Genomic DNA, 12,639 nt, shown 5'->3' with positions numbered 1-12,639 from the left:
TGGCTTCGAGCGGTTCGAGCGGTTCGAGCGGTGCGGCGGTCAGCCCTTGACGGCGCCCTGGGTGACGCCCTCCATGACCCACCGCTGCGTGAACAGGTAGGCCACGATCGCGGGCGCCATCGCCATGAGGTACGAGGCGAAGGCGACGTTGTAGTTGTTGCTGAACTGGTTCTGGAACAGGTTCTGCCGCACCGGCAGCGTCTGCAGCGCCGGATCGGCGATGATGAGCGACGGCATCATGAAGTCGTTCCAGGCGTAGAGGAAGGCGAAGATGCCGACCGTCGCACTCATCGGGGCGAGCAGCGGGAAGATGAGCTTCCAGAACGTCTGCCAGGTCGTGGCTCCGTCGATGCGCGCGCTCTCCTCGAGCTCGATCGGTATCGAGCGCAGGAACGCGGTGAACAGCAGCACGCTGAAGCTCAGCTGGAACATGGTCGCGAGGATGATCACGCCGAACGGGTTGTCGAGCCCGACGCGTCCGGTGAGCTGGATCTGCGGCAGGGCCACGACCGGGAACGGGATGAACATCGCCGCGAGCAGGTAGAAGAACGAGTAGCGGAACAGCCGACGGTCCCAGTTGCGCACGATGGCGTAGGAGGCGAAGGCCGCCAGCACGATCGTCGCGATCACGGTGCCGGCGGTGACCAGCAGCGAGATGCCCGCACCGACGGGGAACTTCGTCAGCGTCCATGCCTCGACGAAACCGTCGACGCTGAACGGGGCCGGCAGCGAGAAGGCATTGCCGTCGACCGCCTGACCCGTGGTCTTGAGCGCCATCGAGATGGTCACGTACAGCGGCAGGAGCACGGTCACGGCGCACAGGATCAGGATGATCGTGCCCGACCAGTTGACGCGCTCCATGCGCACGCGCGGCTTCTTGCCCGAGGTGGGGACAGTGGTGAGTGTCTGCGTCGACATCAGAGTGCGTTCCTTCCGCGCGTCAGCGACAGCTGGAGGAGGGAGATGAGCACGGCGACGATGAAGAAGATGGTCGCGTTGGCCATCTGATAGGCGTAGTCGCCGCCGTTGAAGCCCGCGATGATCGTCATCGCGACGCTGCGGGTGGAGGTTCCGGGGCCTCCGTTGGTGAGGCCGACGATGATGTCGTAGGCGTTCAGGAACCCCTTGAATCCGAGGATCACGTTGATCACCACATAGCCCGCGACGAGCGGGAGCGTGATGCGGGTGAGCTGCTGCGCCTTGCTGGCGCCATCGATGCTCGCCGCCTCGTACACCTCGCCGGGAACCGAGAGAAGGCCGGCGATGTAGATCAGCAGGGTGCCGGGCACGGCCTGCCAGGCGGTGACGATGACGATGGCGATCCAGGCGAGGTCGGGGTTGGCGAGCAGGCTCGTCTCGAGCCACGGGATGCCGGCCGCCGCGCCAGCCGCGGGGATCGAGTTCGAGAACAGGAAGTTGAAGACGTAGGCGATGATGATGCCCGAGATCACCATCGGGATCACGAAGATCGTGCGCAGGCCCGTCTTGAAGCGGATGCGCGAGGTGAGCCCGACCGCCAGCAGGAACGCGACCACGTTGACGACGATCACCGTAGCGATCGAGAACCCGAAGGTGAACAGGTAGCTCTGCAGGATCGACGGATCGCTGAACAGCGCGATGTAGTTCGTCAGTCCGTTGAAGCTCCACTCCCCGATGCCGATCGAGTCGGTGAAGCTGAAGAAGATGCCGATGACTCCCGGAACCGTGATCGCGAGCGTGAAGAGCACCAGCGTCGGCAGCAGGAACAGGTAGTAGATCGGCTCGACGCGACGCGTGTGCCGCCGGAGCTTCCGGTCGCCGCCGGTGACGATGAGGGTCGTGCTGTCACCGGGCGTGGTGGGCGTGGTGGGGGTGGTGGTGCTCATGGCGCGGACTCCTCTGTCTCGCCGGAAGCGGATGGGGCGCCGGAAGCGGACGCGGCGTCCTTCGTCGACGGGATCGGCGCGCGGAAGGCGATGCGGGCCCAGTCCGCGTCCATCGTGCGCAGGATGGAGGTCGGAGAGGCGCCGAGCACCATCGCCTGCGCGTAGTTCATGATCGGAAGCGTCTTGGGCACGAGCACCGACGGACCCTGGTAGATCTGCCCGTTGTCGTAGTACTCGACCATCCCCTCGATGCGGGGGTCGTCGGGGGCGGGAGCACCCTTCGTCGGGGTGAAGCCGAGCTGCGAGGCGTTGTACTCCTCGATGTTCTGCGGCTCGTAGAGGAACTCGAGGAAGTCGCGGGCGGCCTCCTGATGGCGAGAACCCTCGGGGATCATCGCGGCCAGGTCCATGTTGACGCGCACGCCGAGGTCGGCCGGGTCGTCGGTCATCGGCAGCGGGAAGGTGCCCAGCTGCAGGTCGGGTGCGGTCTTCGCGATCTCGCTGAAGGCCCACGGGCCCTGCAGGTACATCGCGGCCTCGCCCTTGCCGAAAGCGAGGTTGCCGTCGCCGTAGCCGCGGCTCGGCGCATCCGCGTTGGTGTAGTCGTTCGCGAGCTGCATCATCTTGTCCATCGGCTCGGCGAAGTCCTTCGAGAACGAGACCGCGGAGTCGGGACCGACGTCCGCGCCCTCATCGGCGAGGGCATCGAAGAAATCGATCACGTCCACCGAGCCGCCCGCGGTGTAGTCGTACCACCCCTGGCCCACGGTCCAGTCGTCCTTGAACGTGCCGTAGAACGGATCGATGCCGGCGGCCTCGAGCTGGTCGCACACCGCGAGCAGCTCGTCCCAGGTCTGCGGGACCTCGAGGCCCTGCGCCTGGAAGATCTCCTTGTTGTAGATGACGGACGCGGCCATCACCGAGTACGGGAGGGCGCTGGTGCGGCCCTCACAGGACCCGTACTGGTCCATCAGCGGCTGCAGGTCGTCGCGGATGCCCGCGGCGGCGTCGGTGCCTGCGAGATCGGTGAGCGCGCAGCGCTGCACGAACCGGGCGATCTCGTAGTTGTAGTTGGCGAGCATGATGTCGGGCGGGTTGCCCCGCACGAAACTCGCCGAGACGACATCGACGCCCGAGGTGTCGATCTCGACCTTCACGTCGCTCTGCGAGGAGTTGTACTCGGCGACGAGGGCGGTCATGAACTCGATCGCCTCGCGCTTGCTGAAGGTGAAGCGGATGGTCTCCGCTCCCGTGTCGGCGGCGCAACCCGCGAGGGCTGTGCCGACCAGGGTGACCCCCAGGGCCGCGGCCGCCGCTCGCACCGCGCGTGTTCGTCTCTCAGACACCGTCGTCCTTCCGTCATATAAATTCCTGCACTAAATCTAGTGAGCGAATTTACTCTATCGAACGGTACTCTCTCATTGGAGGACAGGGAGGTCAAGGGCCATGACAGAAGTCTCCGCAGACCTGGGAACCGGACGCGCGAGCGTCGGTGCCGTCCTCGACTTCGCCTGGACCGCCGGCGAGTTCACCGCGACCGAGGCGATGGCCGGCACCTCCCTGACCCGTTCCACCGCGATCGACGCCATCGACACGCTGGTCGGGGCCGAGGTGCTGCGCGAGCTGCCGAACGCCCGCGCCGCGGGCACCTACCGCTCCGGCCGCCCCTCGCGTCGCTTCGTCCTCGCCCCCGATCTCGGGGTCGTGATCGGTGTCGACGCGGGAGACACCCACCTCGCCGTGACCGTGGCCGACCCCCTCGATCGGACCCTCGTGCATCACCGCGTGGAGTTCGAGCCGGGGCAGACGGCGCCCGAGCGGCGCACGGCGATACTGGAGCGCCTGGACGATGCGCTCGCCGAGGCCGAGGTGACGCGCGACCAGGTGCTCGCGCTGTGCGTCGGCGTCGCGGCGCCCGTGAACCGCGACGGCATCTCCCCACCTCACCCGGACGGCTTCTGGGAACGGACCAACCCTGGACTCGCCGAGGCACTGAGCGACTGGGCCCCGGTCGTGCAGATCAAGAACGACGCGCAACTCGCCGCCATCGCCGAGGGCGCTGAGGGCGCGGCGATCGGATGCCGCGACTACGTGGCGCTGCTCGCGAGCGAACGGTTCGGCGGCGGCGTGGTGGTCGACGGCCATGTGCTGCACGGTGCGCACGGCGGTGTCGGCGAGGGCGTCGTCTTCGACCACATCGTGGGTGTGGGTTCGGCGTTCGGGCTCCGCTACGCCGTGCAGGATCAGGTGCGTGCAGCTGTGGATTCCGGGGAGATCGCCGGCGACAGCACCGTCGGCCGGCTCGTCGAGGCCGACCGCATCGACCCCCGTCTGGTGCTGACCCTCGCGGCCTCAGGCGATCCGGACGCCGCGCTGGTCACCTCGCGCGTCGGGGCCACCGTCGCCCGCATCGTCGGCGTGCTCGGCAGCATGTACGACCCGGCGCGCGTCATCGTGTGCGGAGCGGTCGCCGAGAGCATCGAGCCCGTGCTGACCGCAGCCCGTCGCATCCTCCCCGAAGAGCTGCACCTGCCGGCGCCGGAGATCCTCGCGTCGACGCTCGGGGCCGAAGTCGTGTCACGGGGAGCCGTGGCGACCGCCCGGAAGGCGGCGAGGGAGCACGCGGTGCCACGGTTGGCGGAGGAGCGCCTCCGCGCGAGCGCCTGACGCGGGATCCGGCGACGCTCCGCCACCACGCTCGTCCATGAGGTCAGGCCGATGCTCCCGAAGCCTTGTCGCGCCCGAGCACGTCCAATCCGCTGTGGCGTGCCGCGAAAGCGAGCATGTCGGCCAGCTCGGCGATGAGTTTGGTTCGACCCTTGCCTGCGCCGTGTCCGCTGTTCGTCTCGATCCTGGCCAGAATCGGTGCTTCGCCGCGCTGGGCCCGTTGCAGGGCTGCGGCGAACTTGTAACTGTGCAGGGGAACGACCCGGTCGTCGTGGTCACCCGTCGTCACCATCGTCGCCGGATAGGCGGCCGGCTTCACGTTGTGCACTGGCGAGTAGGCGATCGCGATCTCGAAGTCCTCGAGTTCGTCCGGGTCGCCGTAGTCCGAGATCCATGCGGCGCCAAACGTGAAGAGGTGGAACCGAAGCAGGTCCATGACACCGACGTTGGGGAGCGCGACGGCAGCGAGATCCGGGCGCTGGGTGATGACCGCCCCGACCAGAAGGCCGCCGTTGCTCGCCCCATGAAGGACCAGCTGATCGGGTCCGGTCACTCCCGTCGCGAGCAGATGCTCACCGACGGCGATGTAGTCGTCGAACACGTTCTGTTTGTGCGCACGCCGCCCTCCGTCGTACCACTCGCGACCGAACTCCCCTCCCCCGCGCAGGTTCGCGATGGCGACGGTACCCCCGGCAGCCAGCCACCCGGCAAGCGCGGGGTAGTAATCGGTGCCGATGACGACCCCGAAGCCGCCGTATCCCCAGAGCATCGTCGGTCGAGGGCCGACATCCTCCTGCCCCGCCGGGCGCACGACGAAGTACGGAACCCTGGTGCCGTCCTTGCTCGTCGCCCATGCCTGCGTGATATCGGCATCCTCCGCGCCGTCCGCTCCGCTGCTCACGGAGAGGCCGGGGATCGGCTCGAGACGATTCGTCCCTGTGGTGGCTCGAAGGGCGAACGACGGGCGGGTCGGGGTCGTCCAGGCGACGAAGTACTCCTCATCGTCCGGCGACGCCCACCATCGGCCCTCGATCGGCTCTCCGGCCGGAGCATCGACCACACCCCGCCGTTCGCCCGCGAGGCTGTACCTCTCGATCCGGGGAACCGCGTTCGACAGCCGCACCAACAGCAGTTCGTCACCTGCTGCCAAAGCGAACGTCAGGGTGCCTTCGCCCGCGGGAATCACCTCGGTGACGTCGGCCACCCCCGTCTGGCGGAAGGAGGCGAGGTCGATACTGACGATCCGCCCGCGCTCCGCATGCAGATCCGTCCGACACAGCAGCCGTTCTCCGACCATTCGTACGAAGTCGAATGCCGCCTCGTCCTCGTCGATCACGCGCAGAGGTTCACCCACGGACGTTCGGTCCTCCTGCGTCTCGAGGGGGAAGACCCAGAGTCGATTCGACAGCGCAGTGCCGATTCGAAGGTCGACGACGAGCCAACGACCATCGTGCGAGACGGAGTAGAGGTAGAGAGCCCCAGGTTCTTCGGGGTGGTCCAGGAGCACGCGGTCGGACGACTCCGGAGTTCCCACGCGGTGGTGGAGCAATCTCCAGCGCCCGGTCGCACCGGTCTCGGTTCCGGTCATCGTCGCGTCCCGCACGGGCGCCGCATAGACGTACGAAGCGCTGTCGGGAAGCCAGGCTGGCGGCATGCCCTTCGACTGGATCGCATCGTCGGCGACCGGGTCCCCCGTCTCGACGTCGAACAGGCGATACTCACTCCAGTCGCTTCCTCCTTCGCTGACGACGGCAGCCAGGGTCCGTCCGTCCTTGCTCACCTCGACGTCGAGGACTGCGGTCGTACCGTCGTCGGACCATCGGTTGGGGTCGAGGAGAACGCTCCCCCCTCCCGTGGCAAGCTCATGCAGCGTCGCTCCCTGCCACCACACATCTTGGTTCTGGGCGCCGTCGTTCCGGGAGACGAGATATCGACCGCCCGCCTTCCGTGGCGCGCCGGACCGGGGAGCCGAAAGAACATCGGAGAGCACGCGCTGGAACCATTGGCGCTCGGGGAGTGCTGACAACTGAGACTCCGTGAAGTCGTTCTGGCTACGCACCCATGCCGCGGTTTCAGCGGAGTCAGGCTCTTCGAGCCACCGGTACGGATCCGATACCGCCCGTCCGTGGAGGATTTCCACCACGTCGGCGAGACGCGTCGCAGGGACCCCATCCGCCGTGTTCTCAGAATTCATGCATTGCTCCGATCTGTGGCGTGTGGACGAGTCCGACGAGATCGGAATCCGGCATTAGGATCGGCAACGCACCGCCGAGAGACTGTATTCCGTCAGTCCACGAGCAGCGCGGGCTCCTCGAGCACGGAGGCGACGTCGGCGATGAAGCGGCTCATGCCGTCGCCGTCGATCACGCGGTGGTCGAAGGAGCCTGCGACCGTGGTCACCCAACGAGGACGCACCTCGCCGTCGACGACCCACGGTTTCTGACTGATGGTGCCCATCGCCACGATGCCCGCCTCGCCGGGGTTGATGATCGGCGTCCCGGCATCCATCCCGAACACACCGATGTTCGTGATCGTGATCGTGCCGCCCTGCTGATCGGCCGGCGGAGTCTTGCCCTCGCGCGCCGTGAGCGTCAGACGGTTCAGCGCCCGCGCCAGGTCCTTCATGCCGAGATCCTGCGCGTCCTTGATGTTCGGCACCAGCAGGCCGCGCGGGGTGGCGGCGGCGATCCCGAGGTTCACGTAGTGGCGCACGGCGATCTCCGCACCGGCTTCGGTCTCGATCCAGGCCGCGTTCACCATCGGCGTGCGACGGGCGGCCCAGATCACGGCGCGAGCCATGATCAGCAGCGGCGAGACGCGGATATCGGCGTAATCGGGCGAGGCCTTCAGACGCTTCACGAGCTCCATCGTGCGGCTGGCGTCGATCTCCTTCCACACCGTCACATGCGGGGCCGAGTACGCGCTCTGCACCATCGCCGAAGACGTGGCCTTGCGCACACCCTTGACCGGGATCGACTCGGTGCGGTCGTCGCCGGCGGCCGAAGGCTGGGTCGGAGTGAGTCCACGTGCGAGCCCTGCCGGTGCAGCCTGCGGTGCGGGCACGGTCTCCTCGCGCACGGCTCCCCACTCGGGAGTCTCGATGTTGCGGAAGACGCTCGCCTGCGACGCGTGCTTCATGACGTCGTCCCGGGTGACCTCGCCGTCGGCGCCGGTCGCGGCGACCGTGGTGAGGTCGACGCCGAGGTCGCGCGCGAGCTTGCGGATCGGCGGCTTCGCGATCACGCCCACCGACGAGCGCACCGGACGCTCGGCGGGGCGCTTGCGACGCGAAGTGGCGCCGCCTCCCGTGCCGTAGCCGACCAGCACCGATCCGCCGCCCTCTTCTGCGGCGGGAGCCACGGCAACGGGAGCGGCCGTTGCACCCGCCGCAGGCTCGGTCACGAAGGTGATGATGGGCGTGCCGACCTCGACCGTCGTTCCCTCCTCGACCAGCAGCTCGCCCACCACACCCGCGTGCGGCGACGGCAGCTCGACGAGCGACTTGGCCGTCTCGATCTCGCAGAGCACGTCGTTGATCGCGACCGTGTCGCCGGGGGCGACCTTCCAGGCCACGATCTCGGCCTCGGTCAGGCCTTCCCCGACGTCGGGGAGGGTGAAATTCTGCGTGCTCATGACGAGTCCTTTCGGCCGAGCGGGGATGTCAGTAGGCGAGTGAGCGATCGACGGCCTCGAGGATGCGGTCGGCATCCGGGAGGTACGCGCCTTCGAGCTTCGCGGGCGGGAACGGGGTGTCGTAGCCGGAGACGCGCAGCACCGGAGCCTCGAGTGCGTAGAACGCCCGCTCCGTGACGGTCGCCGCGATCTCACCGCCGATGCTTCCGAACCCCTGGGCCTCCTGCGCGTAGACCATGCGCCCGGTCTTGCGCACCGAGTCGAGGATGGGCTCGTAGTCGACCGGCGACAGCGAGCGCACGTCGACGACCTCGCAGCTCGTGCCCTCGGCTTCGGCGAGCGCCGCGGCCTGCAGGAGCGTGGTGACCATCGCGCCGTGTCCGACGAGGGTCACGTCACTGCCCGTGCGCACGACCCGCGAGGAGTGCAGCGGAACGGCGGAGGCGTCGAGCTCGACCTCGCCCTTCTGCCAGTAGCGGCTCTTCGGCTCCATGAAGATCACCGGGTCGTTCGAGGCGATCGCCTCCTGGATCATCCAGTACGCGTCGTTCGGCGTCGACGGCGAGACCACGCGCAGGCCCGGGGTGTGCGCGAAGTACGCCTCAGGGCTCTCCTGGTGGTGTTCGACCGCGCCGATGTGCCCGCCGTAGGGAATCCGGATCACGATCGGCATGCTGATGGCGCCCTCGTGCCGGTTGGTGAGCTTCGCGAGCTGGGTGGTGATCTGGTCGAACGCGGGGAACACGAAGCCGTCGAACTGGATCTCGATGACCGGACGGAAACCGACCATCGCCATGCCGATCGCGGTCCCGACGATGCCCGACTCGGCCAGCGGGGTGTCCAGCACCCGGCGGTCGCCGAAGTCGCGCTGCAGGTGCTCCGTCACACGGAAGACGCCGCCGAGCTTGCCGATGTCCTCGCCCATGAGCAGGACCTTCGGGTCGTTCTCCATCGCCTTGCGCATACCCGCGTTCAGCGCCTTGCTGAGCGGCATCGTCTCGAGGGTCACCGGGCTCCTCCTTCGAACGACGCCTCGTACTGCGCGCGCCAGGCCTTCTGCTGGTCGATCAGCGGATGCGGCTCGCTGTACACGTGGTCGAACATCTTGTCCGGGCTGGGCGGCCCCAGCTCGACCGTGCGGGCGCGCAGATCCTCCGCGGCGTCCGCCGCCTCGGCCTCGACGTCGGCGAAGAGCTGCGCCGAGGCACCGCGTCCTTCGAGGAACGCGCGCATCCGGACGATGGGGTCGCGACCGGCCCAGTACTGCTCCTCGTCGCTGCCGCGGTACTTCGTCGGGTCGTCGCTGGTGGTGTGCGCGCCGAGCCGGTAGGTGACGGCCTCGATCGCCTGCGGACCTTTGCCGGCACGGGCCTCGTCGAGAGCCGTGCGCGAGACCGCATAGCTGGCGAGCACGTCGTTGCCGTCGACCCGGACGCTCGGGATGCCGTAGCCCGCGCTGCGCTGCACCAGCGGCACACGCGACTGCGTGGAGACGGGCACGGAGATCGCCCAGTGGTTGTTCTGGAGGAAGAAGACGGTCGGCGCCTGGTAGCTCGCGGCGAAGACCATCGCCTCGTGCACGTCTCCCTGGCTGGACGCACCGTCGCCGTAGTAGACGATGACCGCTTCGTCGCGGTCCGGGTCGCCTGTACCGGTGCGGCCGTCGAACGCGAGACCCATCCCGTAGCCGGCCGCGTGCAGCACCTGCGACCCGAGCACGAGGGTGTACAGCCGGGTGTTGCCGTTCTTGGGGTCGGTGGGGTCCCACCCGCCGTGCGAGACACCACGCATCAGCTTGATGATGTCGACCGGGTCGACGCCGCGGATGCGGGTCACCGCGTGCTCGCGGTACGAAGGGAAGATCGTGTCCTGCGCACGGGCCGCACGACCGGAGCCGACCTGCGCCGCCTCCTGCCCCCGGCTCGGCGGCCACAGCGCGAGCTGCCCCTGCCTCTGCAGGTTCGTCGCCTGGGTGTCGATCGCGCGGATGACGACCATGTCCCGGTAGAACTGCTCGAGTTCGGCGTCGCCGATCGCTTCGATCAGGGGAAGGTACCGTTCTGCGGCGGCCGACGGGGCGTACCGTCCGGTCTCGTCCAGAACGCTCACAAGGGGTGTCTCGGAGGTGGTCACGCTCTCACGCTACCCGCGCCCGCATGCGTCGTCACGCATACCTAGGACGCCCTTGTAACTGCCCGGAACCCGGAGAAAACCGCGGAAAACCGCCCCCGGCCGGTGCGGCGACGGCTCAGCGGACCGAAGCGGCCACCTCGAGCACGCGGGCGATGGAGCCCTCCTCGCCCACCGAGATGCGGATGCCGTCGCCCGAGAACGGCCGGACGATGAGGTCGTTCTCGACGAAGGCCGCAGCGACCTCGTCGGTGCGGCCTCCCGCGGGCAGCCAGACGAAGTTGGACTGGGAGTCGGGGACGTCCCAGCCCTGTGCGCGGAGGCCCTCGACCAGGCGGGCGCGTCGCTCGACGATCACGGCGACACGCTCCAGCAGCTCGGGCTCGGCGTCGAGGCTCGCGATCGCGGCGTTCTCGGCGGCGGACGTGACCGAGAGGGGGATGCCGGTGGTGCGCGCGGCGTCGAGCACCTTCTCGTGGCCGATCGCGTAGCCGACGCGGAGGCCGGCGAGGCCGTAGGCCTTCGAGAAGGTGCGCAGCACCACGACGTTCGGGTGCTGCTCGAACACGCGCTCGGCGAGACCGTCGACCGCGTCGGGCGCCGTGACGAACTCGGCGTACGCCTCGTCGAGGATGATCAGGACATCGTTCGGGACGCGCTCGACGAAGGCGGTGAACTCGGCCGACGTGATGATCGGACCGGTCGGGTTGTTGGGCGTGCACAGGATGATCGCACGGGTGCGGTCGGTCACGGCGTCCGCCATCGCGTCGAGGTCGTGGCGGGAGTCGGCGGTGAGCGGAACCTGCACCCCGGTCGAGCCCGCCACGAGCGGCAGGCTCGGGTAGGCCTCGAAGGAACGCCAGGCGTAGATGACCTCATCGCCGACCGATGCGGTCGCGAGGATCAGCTGGTGCAGGATCGACACGCTGCCGGAAGCGACGTGCACCTGGTCGGGCTCGACCCCGTAACGGGCTCCGAGACGCGCGCGCAGGCGGCCGGCGGTGGCATCCGGGTAGCGGTTGATCGGCGTCGTGCTCTGCAGGGCTTCGAGCACCGAGGGCAGCGGATCGAAGGGGTTCTCGTTGCTCGACAGCTTGAACGCATCGGGCCCTGCCTGCTTGCCCTGGCGATACGGCGCGAGTGCGGCGATGGCGGGACGGATGCGGGGCAGGATCGGCTCGGTCACGAGGTCGAGTCTACGAGGGCAGCAGGCTCTTCCCCGGCGGCTTCTCCCCTGTCGACGACCGAATCGCGGTGGTACCATTCTGGTATGGCGATGACGCTGCGACTTCCGGAGGAACTCGATGCGCAGCTCGAGGCGATCGCACGTGCCCGGCACATCTCGAAGCACGCGGTGATCATCGAGGCGGCGACGCGGTTCGTGAACAGCGAGTCGAAGACGGATCGCGTGCTCTCCATCGCGGACGAGATCACCGAGCGCTACGCCGACACGCTCAAGCGCCTCGAAGACGCCTGAGCGATGGCGATCGAGTACGTCGAGCCGGAACAGGCCCTCGCCCTGATCGCGAAGCTCGGCCTGCACGTCCGCGACGAAGGACTGCTCTTCTCCGCGCTCGCTCGACCATCCGCAGGGATGTTCGGCACCGACGCGTACCCGACGTTCGAAGAGAAGGCCGCTGCGCTGATCAGTTCGGTAGCTCAGAACCAGGCGCTGTTCGATGGCAACAAGCGCATCTCGCTCTACCTCACCTTCATCTTCATCCGACTCAACGGCTACGAGCCGACGTTCACGAACGACGAGGCATTCGACTTCGTCCTCGACGTCGCACAGAGTCGGTTGGACTTGAAGCAGATCGCGCAGGTCATTGCCGCCCATATCCGGGAAGACACGGCGCGCTGACATCTCGCGGGCGTCCGTGGGACACTGGTCGGACTATGCGCTTCATCATCCGCGTCGTCGTCAACGCCTTCGCCCTCTGGGTCGTCACGCTCATCCCCGCCCTGCAGGTCGTGATCACCGCTTTCCCGCCCGGCGAGACGCTGCAGCTGGTGCTGACCCTGCTCGCGGTGGCCGCGATCTTCGCCCTCGTGAACACGATCATCGGCACCGTGGTGAAGATCGTCGCGTTCCCGCTCTACATCATCACGTTCGGTCTGATCGGCTTCCTGATCAACGGCTTCCTGCTGTGGCTGACGGCCTGGATCACGAGTGGCTTCGGCTGGGGCCTGACGGTCGGCGACTTCTGGTGGGGCGTGGTGGCCGCGCTCATCATCTCGATCATCAACGGCATCTTCGGCTTCATCCTGCGCCCGCAGAGCAAGAGCCGCCGCGACTGAGAAAGCGCGCTCCTCCCGCGGATCGAAAAGCAGCCGACTGATCTCG

12 protein-coding genes are annotated in these 12,639 nt (G+C 67.9%); 4 read left to right on the top strand and 8 right to left on the bottom strand.

Annotated elements, in window-relative coordinates:
* Positions 1 to 39 precede the first annotated feature (39 nt).
* The 3 genes from ACLFA2_RS10020 to ACLFA2_RS10010 are packed head-to-tail and all read right to left on the bottom strand — an operon-like array spanning position 40 to position 3,211.
* A complete protein-coding gene (locus ACLFA2_RS10020; protein WP_021201606.1) occupies positions 40 to 918 on the bottom strand; it encodes a carbohydrate ABC transporter permease in 879 nt (292 codons plus the stop codon).
* Positions 918 to 1,865 carry a carbohydrate ABC transporter permease gene (locus ACLFA2_RS10015; RefSeq protein ID WP_292776952.1) on the bottom strand — a complete coding sequence of 316 codons (948 nt, stop codon included), beginning with the start codon at positions 1,863 to 1,865 and terminating at the stop codon, positions 918 to 920. Before ACLFA2_RS10015 ends, ACLFA2_RS10020 begins: the two co-directional genes overlap by 1 nt.
* On the bottom strand, positions 1,862 to 3,211 hold the full coding sequence (locus ACLFA2_RS10010) for an ABC transporter substrate-binding protein (protein ID WP_051671228.1): 1,350 nt from the start codon (positions 3,209 to 3,211) through the stop codon (positions 1,862 to 1,864). Before ACLFA2_RS10010 ends, ACLFA2_RS10015 begins: the two co-directional genes overlap by 4 nt.
* A 100-nt stretch (positions 3,212 to 3,311) precedes the next feature.
* Between ACLFA2_RS10010 and ACLFA2_RS10005 the strand changes: the two genes are divergently transcribed.
* Complete coding sequence (locus tag ACLFA2_RS10005) at positions 3,312 to 4,532, top strand: ROK family protein (RefSeq protein WP_021201603.1); 1,221 nt, start codon at positions 3,312 to 3,314, stop codon at positions 4,530 to 4,532.
* Positions 4,533 to 4,575: 43 nt separating this feature from the next.
* Here the strand turns inward: ACLFA2_RS10005 and ACLFA2_RS10000 are convergent, their stop codons facing one another.
* From ACLFA2_RS10000 to ACLFA2_RS09980, 5 genes are all read right to left on the bottom strand, one after another.
* A complete protein-coding gene (locus ACLFA2_RS10000) occupies positions 4,576 to 6,726 on the bottom strand; it encodes a prolyl oligopeptidase family serine peptidase (RefSeq protein WP_401123603.1) in 2,151 nt (716 codons plus the stop codon).
* 92 nt (positions 6,727 to 6,818) lie between these two features.
* Positions 6,819 to 8,165, bottom strand: a complete 1,347-nt coding sequence (locus ACLFA2_RS09995; protein WP_029264835.1) for a dihydrolipoamide acetyltransferase family protein — start codon at positions 8,163 to 8,165, stop codon at positions 6,819 to 6,821.
* Between the two features lie 28 nt (positions 8,166 to 8,193).
* Positions 8,194 to 9,159, bottom strand: coding sequence for an alpha-ketoacid dehydrogenase subunit beta (locus ACLFA2_RS09990; RefSeq protein ID WP_426622468.1), 966 nt, complete (start codon positions 9,157 to 9,159; stop codon positions 8,194 to 8,196).
* Between the two features lie 11 nt (positions 9,160 to 9,170).
* A complete protein-coding gene (locus ACLFA2_RS09985) occupies positions 9,171 to 10,298 on the bottom strand; it encodes a thiamine pyrophosphate-dependent dehydrogenase E1 component subunit alpha (protein WP_426621214.1) in 1,128 nt (375 codons plus the stop codon).
* 115 nt (positions 10,299 to 10,413) lie between these two features.
* Positions 10,414 to 11,481: a histidinol-phosphate transaminase gene (locus ACLFA2_RS09980; protein WP_426621213.1), complete on the bottom strand. Its 1,068-nt coding sequence runs from the start codon at positions 11,479 to 11,481 to the stop codon at positions 10,414 to 10,416.
* Positions 11,482 to 11,565: 84 nt separating this feature from the next.
* On the opposite strand from ACLFA2_RS09980, the gene ACLFA2_RS09975 reads away from it, so the two are divergent.
* The 3 genes from ACLFA2_RS09975 to ACLFA2_RS09965 are packed head-to-tail and all read left to right on the top strand — an operon-like array spanning position 11,566 to position 12,593.
* Complete coding sequence (locus ACLFA2_RS09975; protein WP_426621212.1) at positions 11,566 to 11,772, top strand: ribbon-helix-helix protein, CopG family; 207 nt, start codon at positions 11,566 to 11,568, stop codon at positions 11,770 to 11,772.
* Between the two features lie 3 nt (positions 11,773 to 11,775).
* Positions 11,776 to 12,156: a type II toxin-antitoxin system death-on-curing family toxin gene (locus ACLFA2_RS09970; protein WP_426621211.1), complete on the top strand. Its 381-nt coding sequence runs from the start codon at positions 11,776 to 11,778 to the stop codon at positions 12,154 to 12,156.
* Between the two features lie 35 nt (positions 12,157 to 12,191).
* Positions 12,192 to 12,593, top strand: coding sequence for a phage holin family protein (locus ACLFA2_RS09965; protein ID WP_021201595.1), 402 nt, complete (start codon positions 12,192 to 12,194; stop codon positions 12,591 to 12,593).
* The last annotated feature ends 46 nt before the right edge of the window (positions 12,594 to 12,639 follow it).

It is taken from the genome of Microbacterium sp. As-52 (assembly GCF_049949185.1).
GTDB classification, from domain to species: Bacteria; Actinomycetota; Actinomycetes; order Actinomycetales; family Microbacteriaceae; genus Microbacterium; species Microbacterium maritypicum_A.
The sequence above is the reverse complement of the archived record's forward strand: the minus strand, read 5'-3'. Positions and strand labels throughout refer to the sequence as shown.

Coding starts and splice junctions, on each gene's coding strand:
- ACLFA2_RS10020 (WP_021201606.1), bottom strand. CDS start 918: ATGTCGACGCAGACACTCACCACTGTCCCCACCTCGGGCAAGAAGCCG.
- ACLFA2_RS10015 (WP_292776952.1), bottom strand. CDS start 1,865: ATGAGCACCACCACCCCCACCACGCCCACCACGCCCGGTGACAGCACG.
- ACLFA2_RS10005 (WP_021201603.1), top strand. CDS start 3,312: ATGACAGAAGTCTCCGCAGACCTGGGAACCGGACGCGCGAGCGTCGGT.
- ACLFA2_RS10000 (WP_401123603.1), bottom strand. CDS start 6,726: ATGAATTCTGAGAACACGGCGGATGGGGTCCCTGCGACGCGTCTCGCC.
- ACLFA2_RS09995 (WP_029264835.1), bottom strand. CDS start 8,165: ATGAGCACGCAGAATTTCACCCTCCCCGACGTCGGGGAAGGCCTGACC.
- ACLFA2_RS09990 (WP_426622468.1), bottom strand. CDS start 9,159: ATGCCGCTCAGCAAGGCGCTGAACGCGGGTATGCGCAAGGCGATGGAG.
- ACLFA2_RS09975 (WP_426621212.1), top strand. CDS start 11,566: ATGGCGATGACGCTGCGACTTCCGGAGGAACTCGATGCGCAGCTCGAG.
- ACLFA2_RS09970 (WP_426621211.1), top strand. CDS start 11,776: ATGGCGATCGAGTACGTCGAGCCGGAACAGGCCCTCGCCCTGATCGCG.
- ACLFA2_RS09965 (WP_021201595.1), top strand. CDS start 12,192: ATGCGCTTCATCATCCGCGTCGTCGTCAACGCCTTCGCCCTCTGGGTC.